Source organism: Methyloparacoccus murrellii (assembly GCF_054657115.1).
Genome location: NZ_BAAHXD010000039.1, coordinates 15,268 through 33,800, shown reverse-complemented (window position 1 = coordinate 33,800; position 18,533 = coordinate 15,268). Strand labels below are relative to the sequence as shown.

Here is an 18,533-nt window from a genome sequence, read left to right as displayed (position 1 = left end):
GTATCGCATGGACGAACAATCATGCTATTATGATCAAGGTTTTATGGTTGTCTGAGCTGCCTCCCGGTAGCGCACGGGCTTCCATCAGGATTCGCCCCTCCGGGGCGTTTTTGGTTTCTGAGCACTGTTGATTGCGATGGTGGGCCTAGTGCCCATTTTTTGTTTTGGCCTTTGTGAGGTGCGGGTTGAAGGCGCGCGATGGTCTGGTGGAGTTGTTGGACCCCGTGGTGCAGGGCATGGGCTACGAGCTGGTCGGCGTCGAGTTCGATGGGCATCAGCGCACCCTGCGTGTCTATATCGACCGCCTCGAGGGCATCACGCTCGACGATTGCTCGGCGGTGAGCTATCAGCTCAGTGGCGTGCTGGATGTGGAGGATCCCATTCCCGGCCGCTATCAGCTCGAGGTTTCCTCTCCGGGCATGGATCGGCCGCTGTTCACGCGGGCGCATTTCGAGCGGTTCGCGGGCGAGGTGGTGCGGTTGCAGCTCAATCGCCCCCTGGAGGGCCGCCGGCGCTTCAAGGCGCGGCTGCAGGGCGTCGAAGGCGACGAAATCCTGCTGCAGGATGAGGACAAATTGATCCGCATCCCCTATGAATCCATTGAGAAGGCGCGGTTGGTGCCGGCCTTCGATCACTGAAAGTTTCCGGAATTTGACTATTGAAGGGATGACGCCATGGCGAACAAAGAAATCCTCCTAGTGGTTGATGCCTTCTCCCACGAGAAGGACATCGATAAAGAAATCGTCTTCGCCGCCATCGAGGATGCGTTGCGCATGGCGACCATCAAGAGCCACGAGGGTCGTATCGACGCCAGCGTCAGCATCGACCGCAAGACCGGCGACTACGAAACCTTCCGTCGCTGGCGGGTGGTGGAGTCCGAGGCTGCCGAGGATTTCAATCCCGAGCTGCAGCTGACGCTGGAGGCTGCGCAGCAGCGCTCGCCCGGCATCGCGGTGGGTGAATACGTGGTCGAGCCGATGGAATCGGTGGGCTTCGGCCGCATCGAGGCGCAGACCGCCAAGCAGGTCATCGTGCAGCGGGTGCGCGACGCCGAGCGCCGCAAGGTCGTCGAAGCCTACAAGGACCGGGTCGGCGAGCTGGTCACCGGCATCATCAAGCGGGTCGAGCGTGGCAATGTGTTCCTGGACCTCGGCAACAATGTCGAGGCCTTCATTCCCCGCGAGGAAATGATCCCCCGCGAGGCGGTGCGTGCCGGCGACCGGTTGCGCGGCTATCTCAAGGATGTCAGGCAGGAGGTCCGCGGGCCGCAGCTGTTCGTGTCGCGTACTTCGCCGGATCTCATCATCGCGCTGTTCCGGCTGGAGGTGCCCGAGGTCGGCGAGGGCATCATCGAGATCATGGGCGCCGCGCGCGATCCCGGGGTGCGCGCCAAGATCGCCGTCCGCAGCCGCGATCCCCGGCTCGACCCGGTGGGTGCCTGTGTCGGCATGCGCGGCTCGCGGGTGCAGGCGGTCTCCAACGAACTGGCCGGCGAGCGCGTCGACATCATCCTCTGGAACGAAAACGAGGCCCAGTTTGTCGTCAACGCCATGTCGCCGGCCGAGATCGTGTCCATCGTGGTGGACGAGGACCGGCACTCCATGGATATTGCCGTGGCTGATGAAAACCTTTCCATGGCCATCGGCCGCGGCGGCCAGAACGTCCGGCTCGCCTCCGAGCTGACCGGCTGGACCCTTAACGTGATGAGCGAGACCCAGGCGGAGGAGAAGAGCGAGCAGGAAACCGAAGCGCTGGTGCAGGGCTTTGTCGAGCAGCTGGATGTCGACGAAAGCGTGGCCGAGGTGCTGGTCCGCGAGGGATTCTCCACCGTCGAGGAGCTGGCCTACGTGCCCGCCAAGGAGCTGCTGGAAATCGAGGAATTCGACGAGGGTCTGGTCGAGGAGTTGCGCAACCGTGCCCGCGACTCCCTGCTGATCAGGGCCATCGCCACGGAAGAGCAGCTGGAGACCGCCCCGCCGGCCGATGAGCTGCTCAACATGGAGGGCATGGACCGCGCCACGGCGCACCAACTGGCGGCGAGAGGTGTCAAGACCATGGAGGATCTGGCCGAGCTGTCGATCGACGAGCTGCTGGATATCGATGGGATGGATGAGGCGCGGGCCGGCGCCCTGATCATGGCGGCACGCCGGCCTTGGTTCGCGGAAAGTTAACGAATTCGGATGCGATGAGGCTTAAGTTATGAGTGATTTAACAGTACGACAACTCGCCGAGGTCGTTGGCATTCCGCTGGAGCGACTGCTTTCCCAGCTGAGCGAGGCAGGGCTGCAGAAGAGCGGCGCCGACGAGCAGCTGACGGACGCCGAAAAACTCAAGTTTCTGACCTTTCTCCGGCAGAGTCACGGCAAGGCCCAGGCCGAGGACCTCACCAATCCCAAGCGTGTCACCCTGCAGCGGCGCACGGTCAGCGAACTCAAGCAGGGCAAGGCGCCCGGCAAGGCCGCCAAGACCATCAGCGTCGAGGTTCGCAAGAAGCGCACCTATGTCAAGCGCAGCGAACTCCCGGAAGTCAGCGAGCAGCGCCACGAGGTGGAGCAGGCCCGCCAGGCCCTGGAAGATCAGCAGCGCCGCCTGGCCGAGGTCGAGGCGCAACGCCTGGCCCGCCAGGAGGATGAGCGCCGCAAGGCCGAAGAGCTGGAGCGTCTGCGTCGCGAGGAAATGGAGCGCATTGCCGCCGAACAGGAGGCCGCCCGCCGCCAGGAGGAAGAGCGGCGCCGCACCGAACTGGAAGCGACGGCGAGCGAGGAACCCGTGATCGAGGCGCTGCCGGCCGAACCGCCGCCCGTCGTCACCGAGAAGCCCAAGGCACCGGCCCCCGCCGCCCCTCGGGAGCCGGCCCGCGCGGTCGATGACGATGACCGGCGCGGCAAGAAGCGCGAGCGCGAAAAGTCGGGCGAGAGCCTGGCGCTCGACGGCATGCGCGGCAAGCCCAAGGTCAAGAAGAAGCTCAGGAGCGGCAGGGCGCCGGTGATGCCGGAGGCGCGTCATGGCTTCGAGAGGCCCACCGGGCCGATGGTGCGCGAGGTCAGCGTGCCGGCGTCCATCTCCGTGTCCGATCTGGCGCAGCGCATGTCGGTCAAGGCGACCGAGGTTATCAAGACCCTCATGAAGATGGGCGTCATGGCGACCATCAACCAGATGCTGGACCAGGACACGGCCGTGCTGGTGGTGGAGGAGATGGGCCATACCGCCGTACTGCAGGTCGAGAATGTGCTCGAGGCGGAGATCGAGGCCACCCTCAGCCTGGCCTCCCAGGCGGAAAAGGCGCCGCGCGCGCCTGTGGTCACCATCATGGGCCATGTCGATCACGGCAAGACCTCGCTGCTGGACTACATCCGCAAGAGCCGCGTCGCCGCCGGCGAGGCGGGCGGCATCACCCAGCATATCGGTGCCTACCAGGTGAAGACCGATCACGGCACCATCACCTTCCTCGATACGCCCGGCCATGCCGCCTTCACGGCCATGCGCGCCCGCGGCGCCCAGGCCACCGACATCGTCGTGCTGGTGGTGGCGGCCGACGACGGCGTGATGCCGCAGACCCGCGAGGCCATCGATCATTCGCGGGCGGCCAATGTGCCGATCGTGGTGGCGGTGAACAAGATCGACAAGCCGGAGGCCGACCCCGAGAAGGTCAAGCATGAACTGACCACCTTCAACGTCATCCCCGAGGAGTGGGGCGGCGACACGCAGTTCATCCCCGTGTCGGCCAAGACCGGGCAGGGCATCGACAACCTGCTCGACGCCATCCTCCTGCAGGCGGAGGTGCTGGAGCTCAAGGCGGCGCACGACATTCCGGCGACCGGCGTGGTGCTGGAGTCGAAGCTGGAGAAGGGCCGTGGCCCGGTGGCCGACATCCTGATCCAGCAGGGACGCCTCAAGAAGGGGGATTTCATCCTCTGCGGCATGGAGTTCGGCCGTGTCCGCGCCATGTTCAACGAGAACGGCAAGCCGCTGAAGGAGGGCGGGCCTTCCTCTCCGGTCGAGGTGCTGGGGCTGTCCGGCGCGCCCAATGCCGGCGACGAGTTCATCGTCGTCAGCGACGAGCGCAAGGCCCGTGAAATCGCCATGCAGCGCGAGGAGAAGCTGCGCACCAGCAAGCTGGCCGAGCAGCAGGCCCTGAAGCTGGACAACATCTTTGCCCGCATGGAGAGCAGTGCCGGAAGCGTCGACCTCAACATCATCATCAAGGCGGATGTCCAGGGCAGCCTCGAGGCCCTGCGCGGCTCGCTGACCGACCTGTCCACCGACAAGGTCAAGGTCAAGGTGATCGGCGGCGGCGTCGGCGGCATCAGCGAGTCCGACGCCAACCTGGCGCTGGCCTCCAATGCCATCATCATCGGCTTCAATGTGCGCGCCGACGCCGGTGCCCGCAAGCTGATCGAGGAGCGCGGCGTCGATCTCCACTACTACAGCATCATCTACGAGGCGATCGACGAGATCAAAAAGTCGCTCAAGGGCATGCTGGAGCCGGAGTTCCGCGAGCAGATCGTCGGCAATGCCGAGGTTCGCGACGTGTTCCGGCATCCCAAGTTCGGTGCCATCGCCGGCTGCATGGTCACGGAGGGCTTCGTCAAGCGCAACCTGCCGATCCGCGTGCTGCGCGACAACGTCGTCATCTTCGAAGGGCAGCTCGACTCGCTGCGGCGCTTCAAGGATGACGTGTCCGAAGTGAAGGCCGGCATGGAATGTGGCATGGGTGTCAAGAACTACAACGACATCAAGGTCGGCGACCAGATCGAGGTGTTCGAGAAGGTCCAGGTTCCGCACTGATGCCCAGGGAGTTCAGCCGCAGCGACCGGGTGGCGTCGCAGATCCAGCGGGAAATGGCCGACCTGATCCGGACCCAGGTCAAGGATCCGGCGCTGGGCATGATCACCCTCAGCGATGTCGAGCTGAGCCGGGATCTGGCCGTGGCCAAGCTCTATGTGACGTTTCTGGCCGCCGCCGTGACGCCGGCGCAGGCCGTCAAGCGGCTCGCCGAGTTCGTGCCGGAGCTGCGCCGCGAGCTGGGCAAGCGTATCCGCATCCGCGTGCTGCCGGAACTGCGCTTCGTTCACGACGACTCGCTCGATCGCGGCATGCGGATGGACACGCTGTTGCAGGCCTTGTCGCACGAACGGGACGCCGATGACCGGGATGGCACCGGCGAATGACCGCACGGACGCGACCGGAGTGGCGGCCCGTTCATGGCCTCTTCCTGCTCGACAAGGCCAGCGGCTATTCCTCGAATGCATCGTTGCAGAAGGTCCGGCGCCTGTTCCGGGCGCAGAAGGCCGGGCATACGGGCAGCCTTGACCCGCTTGCCAGCGGCCTGTTGCCGATCTGTCTTGGCGAGGCGACCAAGCTGTCCGGCTACCTGCTCAACACCGACAAGCGCTATGCAGTGCGGATCCGGCTGGGGGTGGAGACGGATACGGCCGACAGCGAGGGGGCCGCGATCCGCACCCAGCCGGTACCACCCCTGTCGGAGGCCCTGATCGAGACCGTTCTGGCCGGTTTCCGCGGCGACAGCCAGCAGGTACCGCCCATGTATTCCGCCCTCAAGCATGAGGGCAAGCGGCTCTACGATCTGGCCCGCCGGGGGCTGGAGGTCGAGCGGCCGCCGCGCCCCATCACCATCCATGCCCTGAACCTGCTGGACTTTGACGCGGCTTCCCTGAGCCTGGACGTCCACTGCTCCAAGGGCACCTATATCCGTACCCTGGCCGAGGATATCGGTCGCGCGCTTGGTTGCGGCGGCCATGTCGAAATGTTGCGCCGGACCGCCGTGGGCACCCTGAGTGTCGATGCCGCCTGTACGGTGGAACAACTGGAGGCCGAGGCGCCGGAGGCCCGCGATGCCCGGCTGCTGCCGCTGGATACGCTGGTCGACCACCTGCCGGCAATCGGGCTGAACGAGACGATGAGCCGGTTCGCCCGGCAGGGCAACCCCCTGTTCGTGCCGCAGGCACCGACCCGGGGCTGGGTTCGCCTCTACGGCCATGACTCGGGTTTCCTGGGGCTGGGGGAGATCCTCGACGACGGCCGCGTCGGTCCGCGGCGCATGATGAATTATGGTCCGGCCGGGCGGGCGCCAGCCGGTGATCCAGGCCGCGGGACCGGCCTGTCCAAGGCCTTGGATTGATCAATCCGAGCCTGAAACGATAGAATGCCCTGTTTCATGAAAAGCCGAGATTTTTAGGAGCCGAACATGCCTTATACCGCCACCGAGAAAAGCGCTGTCGTCAAGGACTACCAGCGCGCCGCCAACGATACCGGGTCGCCGGAAGTCCAGGTTGCCCTGCTGACCGCGCGCATCAATCATCTGACCCCGCACTTCGTCCAGAACAAGAAGGATCACCATTCGCGCCGTGGCCTGCTGCGTCTGGTGAACCAGCGCCGCAAGCTGCTGGATTACCTCAAGCGCAAGGATGTCGACCGTTACAAGAACCTGATCGAAAGACTGGGCCTGCGTCGCTAATCCGAATTTCGAAGGTTAATGTTGTGAATCCCATCCGGAAACAATTCCAGTACGGCGCGCATCTGGTCACCCTGGAAACAGGCGAAATCGCGCGACAGGCCGATGCGGCGGTAATGGTCGACATGGCCGGCACCGTGGTGCTGGTGACGGCGGTCGGCAAGAAGGAAGCTTCCCCCGACATCGATTTCTTCCCCTTGCGGGTCGATTACCAGGAGAAGGCCTACGCAGCCGGCAAGATTCCGGGCGGATTCTTCAAGCGCGAAGGTCGTCCTTCCGAGAAGGAGACGCTGACGGCGCGCCTGATCGACCGGCCGGTGCGCCCGCTGTTCCCGGAGGGCTTCACCAACGAGGTGCAGATCACCGCCACGGTGCTGTCCCTGAACCCGGAAATCGACCCCGACGTACCGGCCATGCTCGGTGCCTCCGCGGCGCTGACGCTTTCCGGCATCCCCTTCAAGGGGCCGATCGGCGCGGCACGGGTGGCGTTCATCGACGAGCGCTACGTGCTCAATCCCACCGCCAGCGAGCTGGATGAATCCCTGCTCGACCTGGTGGTCGCCGGGACCGAGAACGCCGTGCTGATGGTCGAGTCGGAAGCCGACATGCTCTCCGAGGACGAAATGCTGGGTGCGGTCATCTTCGGTCACGAGCAGATGCAGGCCGCCATCGTCGCCATCCGCGAGCTGGCCAGCGAGGTTGGCGTCACGTCCTGGGATTGGCAACCGCCGGCGCGGAATGAAGGGCTGGTCGAGTCGGTCAAGGCACAGGCGGGTGCTGCCATCCTGGCCGCCTACCAGATTGCCGACAAGCAGGCCCGCCAGCAGGCGCTGAAGCAGACCCGCGCGGGCGCCATCGAGGCTCTGACGGCCGAAGGGCAGCATACCGCCAAGGCGGTCAAGGTCGTGCTCGAGGAACTGGAATACGACACCGTCCGGGCCCAGATTCTGGACGAATCCCGCCGTATCGACGGGCGCGACCTCGCGACCGTGCGTCCCATCAGCATCCGTACCGGCGTATTGCCGCGTACCCACGGTTCCGCCTTGTTCACCCGCGGCGAAACGCAGGCGCTGGTGGTGGCCACCCTGGGCACCGGGCGCGACGCGCAGGTCATCGATGCGATCGAAGGCGAGTACAAGGAAACCTTCCTGTTCCATTACAACTTCCCGCCCTACTGCGTTGGCGAGATCGGCATGATCGGCTCGCCCAAGCGCCGCGAGGTCGGCCATGGACGTCTCGCCAAGCGCGGCGTGCAGGCCGTCATGCCGGATCCGGACGAGTTCCCCTATGTCATCCGCGTTGTGTCCGAGATCACCGAGTCGAATGGCTCCAGCTCGATGGCCTCGGTCTGCGGCTCCAGCCTGGCCCTGATGGACGCAGGCGTGCCCACGCTGGCGCCCGTGGCTGGCATCGCCATGGGCCTGATCAAGGAGGGTGACCGCTACGCGGTGCTGTCCGACATCATGGGCGACGAAGACCACCTAGGCGACATGGACTTCAAGGTGGCCGGTACCCACGATGGCATCACCGCGCTGCAGATGGACATCAAGATCGACGGCATCACCGCCGAGATCATGCGCAAGGCGCTGGAGCAGGCCAAGGCAGGCCGGCTGCACATCCTCGGCAAGATGGGCGAGGCCCTGCCGGAACCGCGCAAGGAGATGTCCGACTACGCGCCGCGCATCATCAGCTTCAGCATCGACCCGAGCAAGATTCGCGACGTCATCGGCAAGGGCGGCGCCACCATCCGTGCCATCACCGAGGAAACCGGCGCCAGCATCGACATCACCGATGACGGTCTGGTCAAGGTCGCCTCCGTCGACCGCGAGGCCGGTGACGAGGCCCGGCGACGCATCGAGGCCATCACCGCCGAGGTCGAGGTGGGCAAGATCTACGAGGGCAAGGTTGCCCGCCTGATGGATTTTGGCGCCTTCGTCACCGTGCTGCCGGGCAAGGACGGCCTGGTGCACATCTCGCAGATCTCCGACGAGCACGTCGAGAAAGTCAGCGACAAGCTGGCCGAGGGCGACATCGTCCGGGTCAAGGTGCTGGAAATCGATCGCCAGGGCCGCGTGCGCCTGAGCATGAAGGCGGTCGAGATCGAGGGCTGAGGCACTCCGGGCCGCCTGGCCAGGACCGGCATGAAAAAGGGGCGCTCGACGCCCCTTTTTCATGCCGGTCCGAAACGTCAGCCAACCGGCCGCTTGCAGGCCTCTCCGGCGACTTCGCGCACCAGGCGGGGTACCAGATAGCCGGGCAGGCGGGCCCGCAAGCTCTCCATCAGTTCCAGCGCCCGGTTTTCCTCGACCTCGAAATGGGCGGTGCCCCGTGCCCGGTCCAGCAGGTGCAGGTAGTAGGGCAGGGTGCCGGCGTCGGCCAGGGTTTCGCTCAGCTGGGCCAGGGTGTCGGCATCGTCGTTGATGCCCCGCAGCAGCACCGACTGGTTCAGCAGCAGGAAGCCCCGGCCCGACAGCACCGCCAGTCCGGCGCGGGTTGCGCTCCCCAGCTCGCGGGGGTGATTCGCGTGAATGACCACCACGATGCCGAGACGGCTTTCAGTCAGGTTGTCGAGCAACGCCTGCGTCAGCCGGCTGGGCAGCACCACCGGGATGCGGGTATGCAGGCGCAGTCGCCGGATCTGCGGGATCTCGGCGATGGCCCGGATCAGCTGCCCCAGCCGTTCGTCGCCGAGCGTCAAGGGATCGCCGCCGCTGAGGATCACCTCGCTGATGCCCGGATCGCCGGCAATGGCGGCCAGCGCGGCCGATTCCCGCCGCCGCGCCAGCTGCTGCTCGTCGTAGGGAAAGTCGCGCCGGAAGCAGTAGCGGCAGTGGATGGCACAGGCACCGGTGGTGACCAGCAGCGCCCGGCCGCGATATTTGTGCAGCAGGCCAGGCGCCGCCGCGGCAGCGAGATCGCCAACCGGGTCGAGTCCGAAGCCCGGCACGGCGCGGAGCTCCTCCGCCAGCGGCAGCACCTGGCGCAGCAACGGGTCGCCCGGATCGCCCTTGCGCATCTGCTCGGCATAGGTTTGCGTCACCTTGAAGGGGAAGGTCGCCGCTGCCGCCGCCAGCTGCGGAAATTGCGTCGCATCGAGTTGCAGGTATTCGAGCAGCGCCCGGGGGTTCGTGTAGGCATGGGCCAGTTCCGTCTGCCAGCTTGGGTACATGAGGGCGAACAACGCTGCATAAGCAAAAGGGGTTCCATTATAATGGCGAGCTTTTCCCGAGCTCATTACTCCACAGAGGCACGAATGGCGACTGTCAGCACCAGCGAATTCAGGAACGGCATGAAGTTGATGATGGACGGCGATCCGTACACCATCCTCGAGAATGAATTCGTCAAGCCTGGCAAGGGCCAGGCCTTCAACCGCGTCAAGCTGCGCAACCTCAAAACCGGCCGGGTGATCGAGCGCACCTTCAAGTCGGGTGAAACCATGGAAACCGCCGACGTGGTGGATACCGACATGCAGTATCTCTACAACGATGGCGAGATGTGGCATTTCATGGTCGTCGAGACGTTCGAGCAGTACGCCGCCGATGCCGCCGCCGTGGCCGATGCGCAGAAATGGCTGAAGGAACAGGATGTCTGCCAGGTAACGCTCTACAACGGCACCCCGATCGGCGTCATGCCGCCCAACTTCGTCGAACTGAAGATCGTCGAGACCGACCCCGGCGTGCGTGGCGATACCTCTGGCGGTGGCGGCAAGCCGGCCACCCTGGAGACCGGCGCCGTCGTGCGGGTACCGCTGTTTATCCAGAGCGAGGAAGTGATCCGGGTCGATACCCGAACCGGCGAATACGTTTCCCGCGTCAAGTAACGGCCGCACGACCGGCTCCCCGCCGGCGGGCCAGTCGTGCGGTCCTGCCCGATGACCGGTCTGCCCGCTCCGTGAACGAAGCCGCCAGCCACGTCGCCTGGCAGCCGAGCGGCGATCGCCAGGCGCTATTGCGCCGGGCCCGCCTGAATCGCCGCATCCGCGCCTTCTTCGAGGCGCGCGGCGTGCTGGAGGTTGAAACCCCCCTGCTGGGGCGCTGCACCGTCACCGACCCCGGCCTGACGGGATTCGTCACCCGCTTCCACCTGCCCGGCCAGTCTGCCGGTACCCCGCTGTACCTGCAAACTTCCCCGGAATTCGCCATGAAGCGGCTGCTCGCGGCGGGCAGTGGCTCCATCTTCCAGATTTGCAAGGCCTTTCGTGACGAGGAGAGCGGCCGCCAGCACAATCCCGAATTCACCCTGCTGGAGTGGTACCGGGTCGGCCATGGCCTGTTCGACCTGATCGACGAGGTCGAGGCACTGATGCGACACCTGGCCGAAGGCGAGGCCGAACTGGACGCGCCCGAGCGGTTCCGTTACCGGGATGTCTGCCGGCGCTACCTCTGTCTCGATCCCGTGACCGCCAGCCTGGACGAGTTTGCCGCTTGCGCGGATGCGCACGGTCTGGTCGGTGCGCGCGCCCTTTGCGGCGAGACGCGCAGTGTCTGGCTGGATCTCCTCTTCAGCCATCTCGTGCAGCCACACCTCGGCCGGGGGCGGGTGACCAGCGTCCATCACTATCCTGCCTTCATGCCCTCGCTGGCCGCCGGCTGTCCCGGCGACGCCGATACGGTGGAGCGGGTGGAAATCTTTCTGGCCGGGATGGAACTCGGCAACGGCTTTCATGAACTTGCCGATGCCCGAGAACAGCGGACGCGGTTCGAACGGGATCTGGACATGCGCCGGTCCCTTGGCCTTACCGTACCCGACATCGACGAGCGCCTGCTGGCGGCCCTGGCATCCGGATTGCCCGACTGCGCCGGTATCGCCATTGGCCTGGATCGTCTGCTGATGGCCCTGTCCGGGCAGACGGCCATCGACGAGGTGCTGGCATTTCCCGTGATGCGCGCCTGAGGCTGCGCGGGTATCGCCGATACATCGCAGGAAAGCGCTGTTTTTGGCTGACAAGCGCGGCGGCATGGTCTACAATTCGCGGCTTGCTGGAGAGGTGGCCGAGTGGTCGAAGGCGCACGACTGGAAATCGTGTATACGGCAACGTATCGAGGGTTCGAATCCCTCTCTCTCCGCCACCAGATCCGTTTCAAGCCGGTTTTCAGCCGGACTGAAAGTTCTCCGAACCCCGCCCTGAGCGGGGTTTTGCGTTTCTGGCATCTGAGCTCGGGTATCGGCAAAATTCCATGCGAGGCCGCTCGCTGACGTTTTCCGTAACCGCCCGGGTTTGCGGGCGAATGAGGTGATGGAGCAGGTCGAACCCTTGAATCCGGTCTTCGGCCATTGTCTCGCGCCATGGGGTCGCTTGCAGAACCCTGGTCCGTGGGGACACCGGGAGAGACGGCGTGTCGACTGTCCAACAACCATCCCGGCGCTGGGCCGGCTCGATGACGGCCAGGGCGGATTTGTTATCCTTGCCGCGCCCTGATCGACCTTGCGCGGCGAACCCGAGCCAGGTGCTGCCGCTCTTCTGTCCGAAGAACGCCTGGCGTGAACCATTTCGTCCGCCATATGCTCCGGCATGCGGCAGGACCCTACCTGCTGGAGGGTGAAGAAGATGAAGCGATATCTCGTTGCCCTGGGGCTTTGCTGCCTGGTCGCCAACGCTCAGGCGGTCTGTCCCAAACGGCTGAGCGGCAAGTATGTCTCGTCGGTTGAGTACACCATCATGAGTCAGGTTTCCCAACCCCCGGGTTACCAGAACAGCGTCGCCAATGTTCGCTACGACATCACCTCGGCCGAGATCAAGGGCAATACGCTGACCTTCGTCAAGGTCTTCTCCGCCTACGCGGGCAGCGGCGACATTGCCCGGGAAGTCGAGGGGAAAAGCTTTCCCGTGGTCTTCGATTCCAGGACCTGCACAGGCTACTTTGGCGAACGGACCAACCCGATCCATTTTGTCGTGGGCGACTCGGGAAAGGTCATCAAATCCCTCAAGGGCAGTACCCCGCTTTCGAACACCATCGCTGCCTCGCTGGGTGAATTCATCCGTCAGTAAGCCCGCGCCGTCGCCGTCCGACAGCAGCCGTTGCGCAGGGCAAGGCCATCGGCCGGGGGCGCGACGCCCGACGGAGAGCAACCCATGCCGATGCGTGTCGTCCTGGCCGACATCACGACGCTGAGCGTCGATGCCATCGTCAATGCCGCCAACGCCAGCCTGCTCGGTGGCGGCGGGGTGGATGGCGCCATTCATCGGGCGGCGGGGCCGGAACTGCTGGAAGCCTGTCGCGCCCTCGGCGGTTGTCCGCCCGGCGAGGCGCGCATCACGCCGGCCTTCGGTTTGCCGGCCCGCTACGTCATCCACGCCGTGGGGCCGATCTGGCGCGGCGGCCATCGCGGCGAGGCCGGGCTATTGGCGGCTTGCTACCGTCATGCGCTCGAGCTGGCGCTGGCGCATCGGCTGACCAGCATCGCCTTTCCCGCCATCAGCACGGGCGCCTATGGTTATCCGGTCGCGCTGGCCACCGCCGTCGCCGTTGCCACCGTCGGCGCGGTCGTCCAGCGAGCACCGGGGCTGCAGGTAAGCTTCTGCTGCTTCTCGGCCGCCGACTGCGCGGTCTACCTGCGCCAACTCGCTTCCCGCGGCAGTGCCTAGGCCCGTTCCGCTGGCGGCGCGGGCCGCCTGCGCAGCGCGCAGATCAGCACGTCATAGTGCCAGCCGCCCCGGCCGCTGGTCTCGTCCCAGAGGTGCCGGCGCACATAATCGACAAAGTCCTCCTCGCTGACCGGTCGGGAGAAGGCGTCCTGGTCGCGATCGCAGAGCGCCAGGCGGGCGATTGCCAGCGTGTCCTCCAGGCTGTGCGTCACGAACGAGCCCGGTACGCGGTCGAGGGCGTAATTGAAGCCCCCGTCCATGGCCATCACGGGCCAGAGCCCTTCCACCAGGTTGAAGCGGGCCGCGCCGAAATGTTCCAGCATCCGGTTGCAGCCCGAGTCCGGATCCTTCAGCAGCACCAGCAGCACACCGTCATCCGACAGCTGCCGGGCGGCCCGCAACACGCTGGCGGCCCACTTGTGATCGGGGATGTGATAGAGCACATGGCTGATGATGCCGATATCCACCGGCCGCGGCGGCACGGTGGTGCCCAGGGTGCCCGCCACGACCTCGGCGCCCGGGCAATCGGCGGCCAGCCGGGCGCGAAACACGGGACTGGGTTCCACCGCCAGGACGTGCCGGAAGTGCTCCAGCAGCAGCCGGGTCAGGTCGCCGCCACCCGCGCCCCAGTCCACCGCCAGGGCCTCGGCCGGATAGCGGCGGCATATCCCGCGCAGGTAGGCATGCACATGCGGCCGTTCGCCCGAACTTGCCAGCAGGGTCGCAAAGGCACGTTCGTAGTCCGGGTCTTCCCAGCGGAATCGTCGCAGTTCGCTCATGTAGGGCTCCGGTCAGTCCTCGGCTATCTCAGCACATCACCGGGGAAAGGAACAGCGCACGACCATGGCCCGGGCCATGTCCTGCGGCACACCCGCATTGGCCACCGGCGTCGCAGCCGGTAACATGGCCGGCATCCAATGCGCCGTGATGTCGCGGGAATCGAGAAGGTCATGTCAACACCGGAAGCCGGCGGGGTGGAAACGGGCGATGCGCTGCTGATCGTCGACGTGCAGAACGATTTTCTCCCGGGCGGCGCGCTGCCCGTGCCGGCGGGCGATGAGGTCGTCGCGCCGCTCAACGGCTGGCTGGCGATGTCCGTCGCCCGCAACCTGCCCGTTTTCGCCACCCGCGACTGTCACCCGCCCGATCACTGCTCCTTCCGGGCGCAAGGCGGTCCCTGGCCCCGCCACTGCGTCAAGGGTTCGCCTGGCGCGGATTTTCCCATCGCCCTGCGGTTGCCGCCGGTCGCCCGGATCATCGACAAGCCGGACTGCGCCGATCGCGAAACCTACTCCGCCTTCACCGGGACCGCGCTGGAAGCGGAACTGCGCGCCGCCGGCGTCACCCGGCTCTGGGTCGGCGGGCTGGCGACCGACTACTGCGTCCTCAACACCGTGCTGGATGCCCTGCGGCTGGGTTTCCGGGTGCTGCTGCTGGTCGAGGCCCTGCGCGCGGTCGACGCCGAGCCCGGCGATGGCGACCGGGCCATGGCCCGCATGACCGCCGAGGGCGCCATCCCGATCGGATCTCGTCATGGCTGAAGCCGCCCTGCTCACCGATCTCTACCAGCTGACCATGCTCAAGGCGTATGCCGACCAGGGCATGCGGGAAACGGCGGTATTCGAGTTTTTCGTCCGCCGCCTGCCGGCGCGGCGCCGGTTTCTCATGGCGGCCGGGCTGGAGCAGGTGCTCGACTACCTGGAGCAGCTGGCGTTCACGCCGGAGGAGCTGGCCTGGCTGCGCGATTCGGGCCGGTTCGACGCCGGCTTTGTCGACAGCCTGGCCGATTTCCGCTTCACCGGCGACGTCGATGCCATGCCGGAAGGCACGGTGTTTTTCGCCGACGAGCCGATCCTGCGGGTGACGGCACCGCTGCCGGCGGCGCAGTTCGTCGAATCCCGCATCATCAACCTCCTGCATTTCCAGACCCTGATCGCCTCCAAGGCCGCCCGTGTGCGGCTCGCCGCGCCGGACCGGTTACTGGCCGACTTCGGCCTGCGCCGCGCCCACGGCGCGGAGGCGGGGCTCTTGTCCGCGCGCGCCAGCCATATCGCCGGTTTCGACGGCAGCGCCACCGTGCTGGCCGGCATGCGCTGGGGCATCCCGCTGTTCGGCACGCTGGCGCATGCCTACATCCAGGCCCACGATTGCGAGCTCATGGCCTTCGAGCATTTCGTCCAGTCGCATCCGGCGGGCACGACGCTGCTGATCGATACCTACGACACCGAAGCGGCCGCGCATTCCCTGGTGCCGCTGCTGCGGCGCTGGGCCGGCGAGGGCAGGGGCATCCAGGGCGTGCGGCTGGACAGCGGCGATCTGGCCGAACATGCCCGGCAGGTCCGCGCCATCCTCGATGCCGGCGGTTTTCCCGAGGTCAGGATCATCGCCAGCAGCAGCCTGGACGAGGACAGCATCCGCCAGCTGGTGGCGGATGACGCGCCCATCGACGGCTTCGGCGTCGGCACCCGCATGAACACCAGCAGCGACCAGCCGTATCTCGACTGCGCCTACAAGCTGCAGGAATACGCCGGCGTCGCCCGCCGCAAGCGCTCCGAAGGCAAGGCAACCTGGCCGGGGCGCAAGCAGGTGTTCCGGACATTCGACGCGCTTGGCCGGGCCACGGGTGATACCCTGACCCTGGTGGACGACAGCGCGGCCGGCATTCCCCTGCTGCAACCGGTGATGCGCGCTGGCCGGCGGCTGGCCGCTTTGCCGCCCCTGGCCGAGGTGCGCGACCATGCCCGGGCGCAGCTCGACAGCCTGCCGCCCGCCCTGTGCCAGCCCGGCGCCACCGAGTCCTATCCGGTGCGGGTTGCCGACAGCCTGCGGGCGCTGGCGGCGGCGCTGGACCGGCAGGACCACCAGGGCGCCCGCCCGCCGGCGCCCTGCGATGGGACATCCCTGATATCCGGCACGCGAGAGAGGTCATCATGACGCACGTTTTCACCCGCCTTGAGCTGACACACTGCCCCGCACAGCTGCCCTGCGCGGCGGACGGCCGCAACTCGGCCTTCGACATCCGCTTCAGCGCCGACGGCGAGGTTCCCTTTCCGCAGGTGATCCTGCATGGCCAGGGTCGCCAGAAACTCATCAAGGACCAGGCGATCACCGGCAGCCGCGAGGCCAGCGGCGCCTGGCAGTATGTCGCCAGCATCCCGGCCGGCCTCCTCGAGGGCGGCCGCATCACCGTGCAGGTGGAGGGCTGCCGCCGGGCGAACCTGGCCGAGGCCGGCGGCGACGATTGGATCAAGCTCTTCCAGGAATGCCAGCTGATCCCGCCACCGCGTCCCATGGCCGAGCCGCGCCTGGCGGTGTCGGGTGGCGCCGAGGTCAGGGTCCACTTCGGCATCCACAAGCACATGCACCAGCCGTACTACAACACCACCGACCGCCACTACTGGGACGGCGAGAAGGATGGCATCTTCGGCTCGCGCGGCGGCAACTACACCGATTTCATTCCCGCCGCCGTGCGCCAGTACCTCGATGGCGGTCTGCCGCATGCGGGCCTGTCGACCAGCTGGAGTGGCTCGCTGATCGAGCAGCTCGACCGCTGCGGCGACGAGGGTCTGTGCGGCGGCCGCTTCGCCGGCTGGAACCAGCCACTGCGCGCCATCGCCGGCGCCCGCACGACGCTGGGCAACCCGCGCGTGTCCTTTTCCGCCTTCGGCTTCTTCCATCCGCTGATGCCGCTGATCCCGCACCGCGACATCGTGCGCCAGATTCACTGGCATCGCGACGCCATCCGCCGCGCCTTCGGCGTCGAGGCCTCGCGGGTGCTGTTTCCGCCCGAGACCGCCTTCCATGTGCGCATGATCCCGGCGCTGGTCGAGGCCGGCATCGAGGCGGTGATCTACGACTCCATCCACCGCTTCCGTGCCTGTCGCGACTACCCCTACGCCGGCATCGGCGAGGGCATGCTGCCGCCCAACCCGGCCGAGCAGGTCAACCCGCCGGTGGACGACTGGCTGCAACTGCACAACATCTGGGCCGGTTCGAAGATTTCCCCCGGCCTGTTGCGGCCGGAATATGTCGGCTACGAGGACCCGGACGGCCATCTGCACCAGCTCATCGCCGTGCCGGCGGAGCGCTACATCGGCAACGAAGACGCGCGCGGCGGCTTCGGCGCCCTGCAATACCCGGACGTGCTGGGCCAGGTGTACGACCGCGTCGTCGAGACCGGCAGCTTCGACCCGGCGCATCCGCCGTTCTTCCTGCTGCATTCCGACGGCGACAACCACGGCGGCGGCGCCGACAGCTACTACCACCACAACACCGGCCGGCTGGTCGAATGGCTGCAACAGGATCGCCGCTTCGAACTGACCACGGTCGAGGATTACCTGCAACGCTTCCCGCCCGACCCCGGGCGGGTCATCCATATCGAACCGGGCTCCTGGGCCGGCGCCGATAACGGCGATCCGCAGTTCATGAAGTGGTTCAGCCGCTATGACCAGCCGTACTCGCCCGACCTGAACTCCTGGGCGGTGCTGACCGCTTTCCAGAATCGGGTGCAGACCTTGGAGTGCGCCGCGCCCGAGCATCCGGCCCTGGCCGAGGCCATCCGCCTGCTGCTGACCGCCGAAACCAGCTGCTACTGGTACTGGACCGGCCAGGAGGTCTGGGACCGGCAGGTGACCCAGGCCGCCAACCTGGCCCACGGCCTGCTCGGGCCGGCGCTGAACCCCCTGCTCGTCGCCGGCTACGACCGCAGCGGGCCGACCATCTTCCCGCCCTGGGTGACGCCGGAAAATCCGGGCGGCCAGCGCTGGGGCCAGGGTTGCCTGCTCGACGCGCCGCGCCAGGGCGTCGCACACACCTTCGTGGCCGATGTCTCCGGCCTCAAGCGGGTCGAGCTGGTGCTGCGCACGGCCGCGGGCGAGAGCCGTCTCGCCATGCGCAACCATGGCCCTTACCCCTCGCGCACCGGCGCGCTGGCCACGGCCGACTACCTTACCGCCGAACTGCCGGTCGGCCTGGGTGACGTGCGCTATTTCATCGAAGCGGAAGACCGGCGCGGGAATGTCGCATGGGGCTCCCTGGAACGCATCTTCCTGCCCTAGCCAGGACTGGCCGGGCGCGCCGGGCCCCGGCACGGCGCGCGGCCAGCGTGCTGTTCGCCGGTCTTCTGGGCTGCACCGCCGTGGTCGACCGCTTCAGCGGCCGGGACGATGCCTGCGCGATCCTGGCCACCGGCACGCCGGCCATGGCCACCATCGCCGCCATCCACGACACTGGCATCACCATCAACAACGATCCGGTGGTCGATTTTGACCTCGACGTGCAGCCCGCCGGCGGCAAGCCGTTCAGATCCGCCGCCCGGTCGCTGGTCTCGCGGCTGGCGGTGCCCCGGATCCAGCCCGGCCGCACGCTGCCGGTCAAATACGATCCCGCGCAACCCGGCCGGGCGGCCATTGACGCCCGGGATTGCCCGTGACGCCGTGCATCTCCCGGGAAACGACCTGATCATGTCGGATG

17 protein-coding genes and 1 tRNA gene are annotated in these 18,533 nt (G+C 66.6%); 16 read left to right on the top strand and 2 right to left on the bottom strand.

Features of this window, described 5'->3' with window-relative positions:
- Nucleotides 1–185 precede the first annotated feature (185 nt).
- The 7 genes from rimP to pnp all read left to right on the top strand — a co-directional run bounded on the left by rimP (nt 186) and on the right by pnp (nt 8,586).
- Nucleotides 186–638 carry a ribosome maturation factor RimP gene (gene rimP / locus ACYQ1H_RS11525; protein WP_460028185.1) on the top strand — a complete coding sequence of 151 codons (453 nt, stop codon included), beginning with the start codon at nt 186–188 and terminating at the stop codon, nt 636–638.
- Nucleotides 639–674: 36 nt separating this feature from the next.
- Nucleotides 675–2,171, top strand: a complete 1,497-nt coding sequence (gene nusA / locus ACYQ1H_RS11520; RefSeq protein ID WP_460028184.1) for a transcription termination factor NusA — start codon at nt 675–677, stop codon at nt 2,169–2,171.
- Nucleotides 2,172–2,199: 28 nt separating this feature from the next.
- Nucleotides 2,200–4,788: a translation initiation factor IF-2 gene (infB, locus tag ACYQ1H_RS11515; protein WP_460028183.1), complete on the top strand. Its 2,589-nt coding sequence runs from the start codon at nt 2,200–2,202 to the stop codon at nt 4,786–4,788.
- The gene (gene rbfA / locus ACYQ1H_RS11510; RefSeq protein WP_460028182.1) at nt 4,788–5,171 is read left to right on the top strand and encodes a 30S ribosome-binding factor RbfA; all 384 of its coding nucleotides are present in this window, start codon (nt 4,788–4,790) and stop codon (nt 5,169–5,171) included. The genes infB and rbfA overlap by 1 nt, the downstream gene beginning before the upstream one ends.
- On the top strand, nt 5,168–6,142 hold the full coding sequence (truB, locus tag ACYQ1H_RS11505; RefSeq protein ID WP_460028181.1) for a tRNA pseudouridine(55) synthase TruB: 975 nt from the start codon (nt 5,168–5,170) through the stop codon (nt 6,140–6,142). The genes rbfA and truB overlap by 4 nt, the downstream gene beginning before the upstream one ends.
- Before the next feature lie 66 nt (nt 6,143–6,208).
- Nucleotides 6,209–6,478: a 30S ribosomal protein S15 gene (gene rpsO, locus ACYQ1H_RS11500; protein WP_460028180.1), complete on the top strand. Its 270-nt coding sequence runs from the start codon at nt 6,209–6,211 to the stop codon at nt 6,476–6,478.
- Nucleotides 6,479–6,501: 23 nt separating this feature from the next.
- Nucleotides 6,502–8,586, top strand: coding sequence for a polyribonucleotide nucleotidyltransferase (pnp, locus tag ACYQ1H_RS11495; protein WP_460028179.1), 2,085 nt, complete (start codon nt 6,502–6,504; stop codon nt 8,584–8,586).
- Nucleotides 8,587–8,663: 77 nt separating this feature from the next.
- Here pnp and epmB read toward each other — a convergent pair whose 3' ends face one another.
- The gene (epmB, locus tag ACYQ1H_RS11490) at nt 8,664–9,644 is read right to left on the bottom strand and encodes an EF-P beta-lysylation protein EpmB (RefSeq protein WP_460028178.1); all 981 of its coding nucleotides are present in this window, start codon (nt 9,642–9,644) and stop codon (nt 8,664–8,666) included.
- Nucleotides 9,645–9,728: 84 nt separating this feature from the next.
- Between epmB and efp the strand changes: the two genes are divergently transcribed.
- The 5 genes from efp (at nt 9,729) to ACYQ1H_RS11465 (ending at nt 13,061) form a co-directional block, all read left to right on the top strand.
- Entirely contained in the window at nt 9,729–10,295 is a 567-nt protein-coding gene (gene efp / locus ACYQ1H_RS11485; RefSeq protein WP_460028177.1) for an elongation factor P, read from the top strand.
- A 71-nt stretch (nt 10,296–10,366) separates the two neighbouring features.
- Entirely contained in the window at nt 10,367–11,368 is a 1,002-nt protein-coding gene (gene epmA / locus ACYQ1H_RS11480) for an EF-P lysine aminoacylase EpmA (RefSeq protein WP_460028176.1), read from the top strand.
- Nucleotides 11,369–11,456: 88 nt separating this feature from the next.
- Nucleotides 11,457–11,544 (top strand) — tRNA-Ser (locus tag ACYQ1H_RS11475).
- 479 nt (nt 11,545–12,023) lie between these two features.
- Nucleotides 12,024–12,464 (top strand): hypothetical protein, encoded by a 441-nt coding sequence (locus ACYQ1H_RS11470; RefSeq protein ID WP_460028175.1) that lies wholly within the window; start codon nt 12,024–12,026, stop codon nt 12,462–12,464.
- Nucleotides 12,465–12,548: 84 nt separating this feature from the next.
- The gene (locus tag ACYQ1H_RS11465; protein ID WP_460028174.1) at nt 12,549–13,061 is read left to right on the top strand and encodes an O-acetyl-ADP-ribose deacetylase; all 513 of its coding nucleotides are present in this window, start codon (nt 12,549–12,551) and stop codon (nt 13,059–13,061) included.
- On the opposite strand, the gene ACYQ1H_RS11460 is transcribed toward ACYQ1H_RS11465, so the two are convergent.
- Nucleotides 13,058–13,840, bottom strand: coding sequence for a class I SAM-dependent methyltransferase (locus tag ACYQ1H_RS11460; protein WP_460028173.1), 783 nt, complete (start codon nt 13,838–13,840; stop codon nt 13,058–13,060). The two genes, ACYQ1H_RS11465 and ACYQ1H_RS11460, sit on opposite strands and share 4 nt — an antisense overlap.
- 171 nt (nt 13,841–14,011) lie before the next feature.
- Between ACYQ1H_RS11460 and ACYQ1H_RS11455 the strand changes: the two genes are divergently transcribed.
- The 4 genes from ACYQ1H_RS11455 to ACYQ1H_RS11440 are packed head-to-tail and all read left to right on the top strand — an operon-like array spanning nt 14,012 to nt 18,492.
- The gene (locus ACYQ1H_RS11455) at nt 14,012–14,602 is read left to right on the top strand and encodes an isochorismatase family protein (protein WP_460028172.1); all 591 of its coding nucleotides are present in this window, start codon (nt 14,012–14,014) and stop codon (nt 14,600–14,602) included.
- Nucleotides 14,595–15,995, top strand: a complete 1,401-nt coding sequence (locus ACYQ1H_RS11450; protein ID WP_460028171.1) for a nicotinate phosphoribosyltransferase — start codon at nt 14,595–14,597, stop codon at nt 15,993–15,995. Before ACYQ1H_RS11455 ends, ACYQ1H_RS11450 begins: the two co-directional genes overlap by 8 nt.
- Entirely contained in the window at nt 15,992–18,118 is a 2,127-nt protein-coding gene (locus ACYQ1H_RS11445; protein WP_460028170.1) for a glycosyl hydrolase family 57, read from the top strand. Before ACYQ1H_RS11450 ends, ACYQ1H_RS11445 begins: the two co-directional genes overlap by 4 nt.
- Nucleotides 18,085–18,492: a DUF3592 domain-containing protein gene (locus tag ACYQ1H_RS11440; protein ID WP_460028169.1), complete on the top strand. Its 408-nt coding sequence runs from the start codon at nt 18,085–18,087 to the stop codon at nt 18,490–18,492. Before ACYQ1H_RS11445 ends, ACYQ1H_RS11440 begins: the two co-directional genes overlap by 34 nt.
- Nucleotides 18,493–18,533 lie beyond the last annotated feature (41 nt).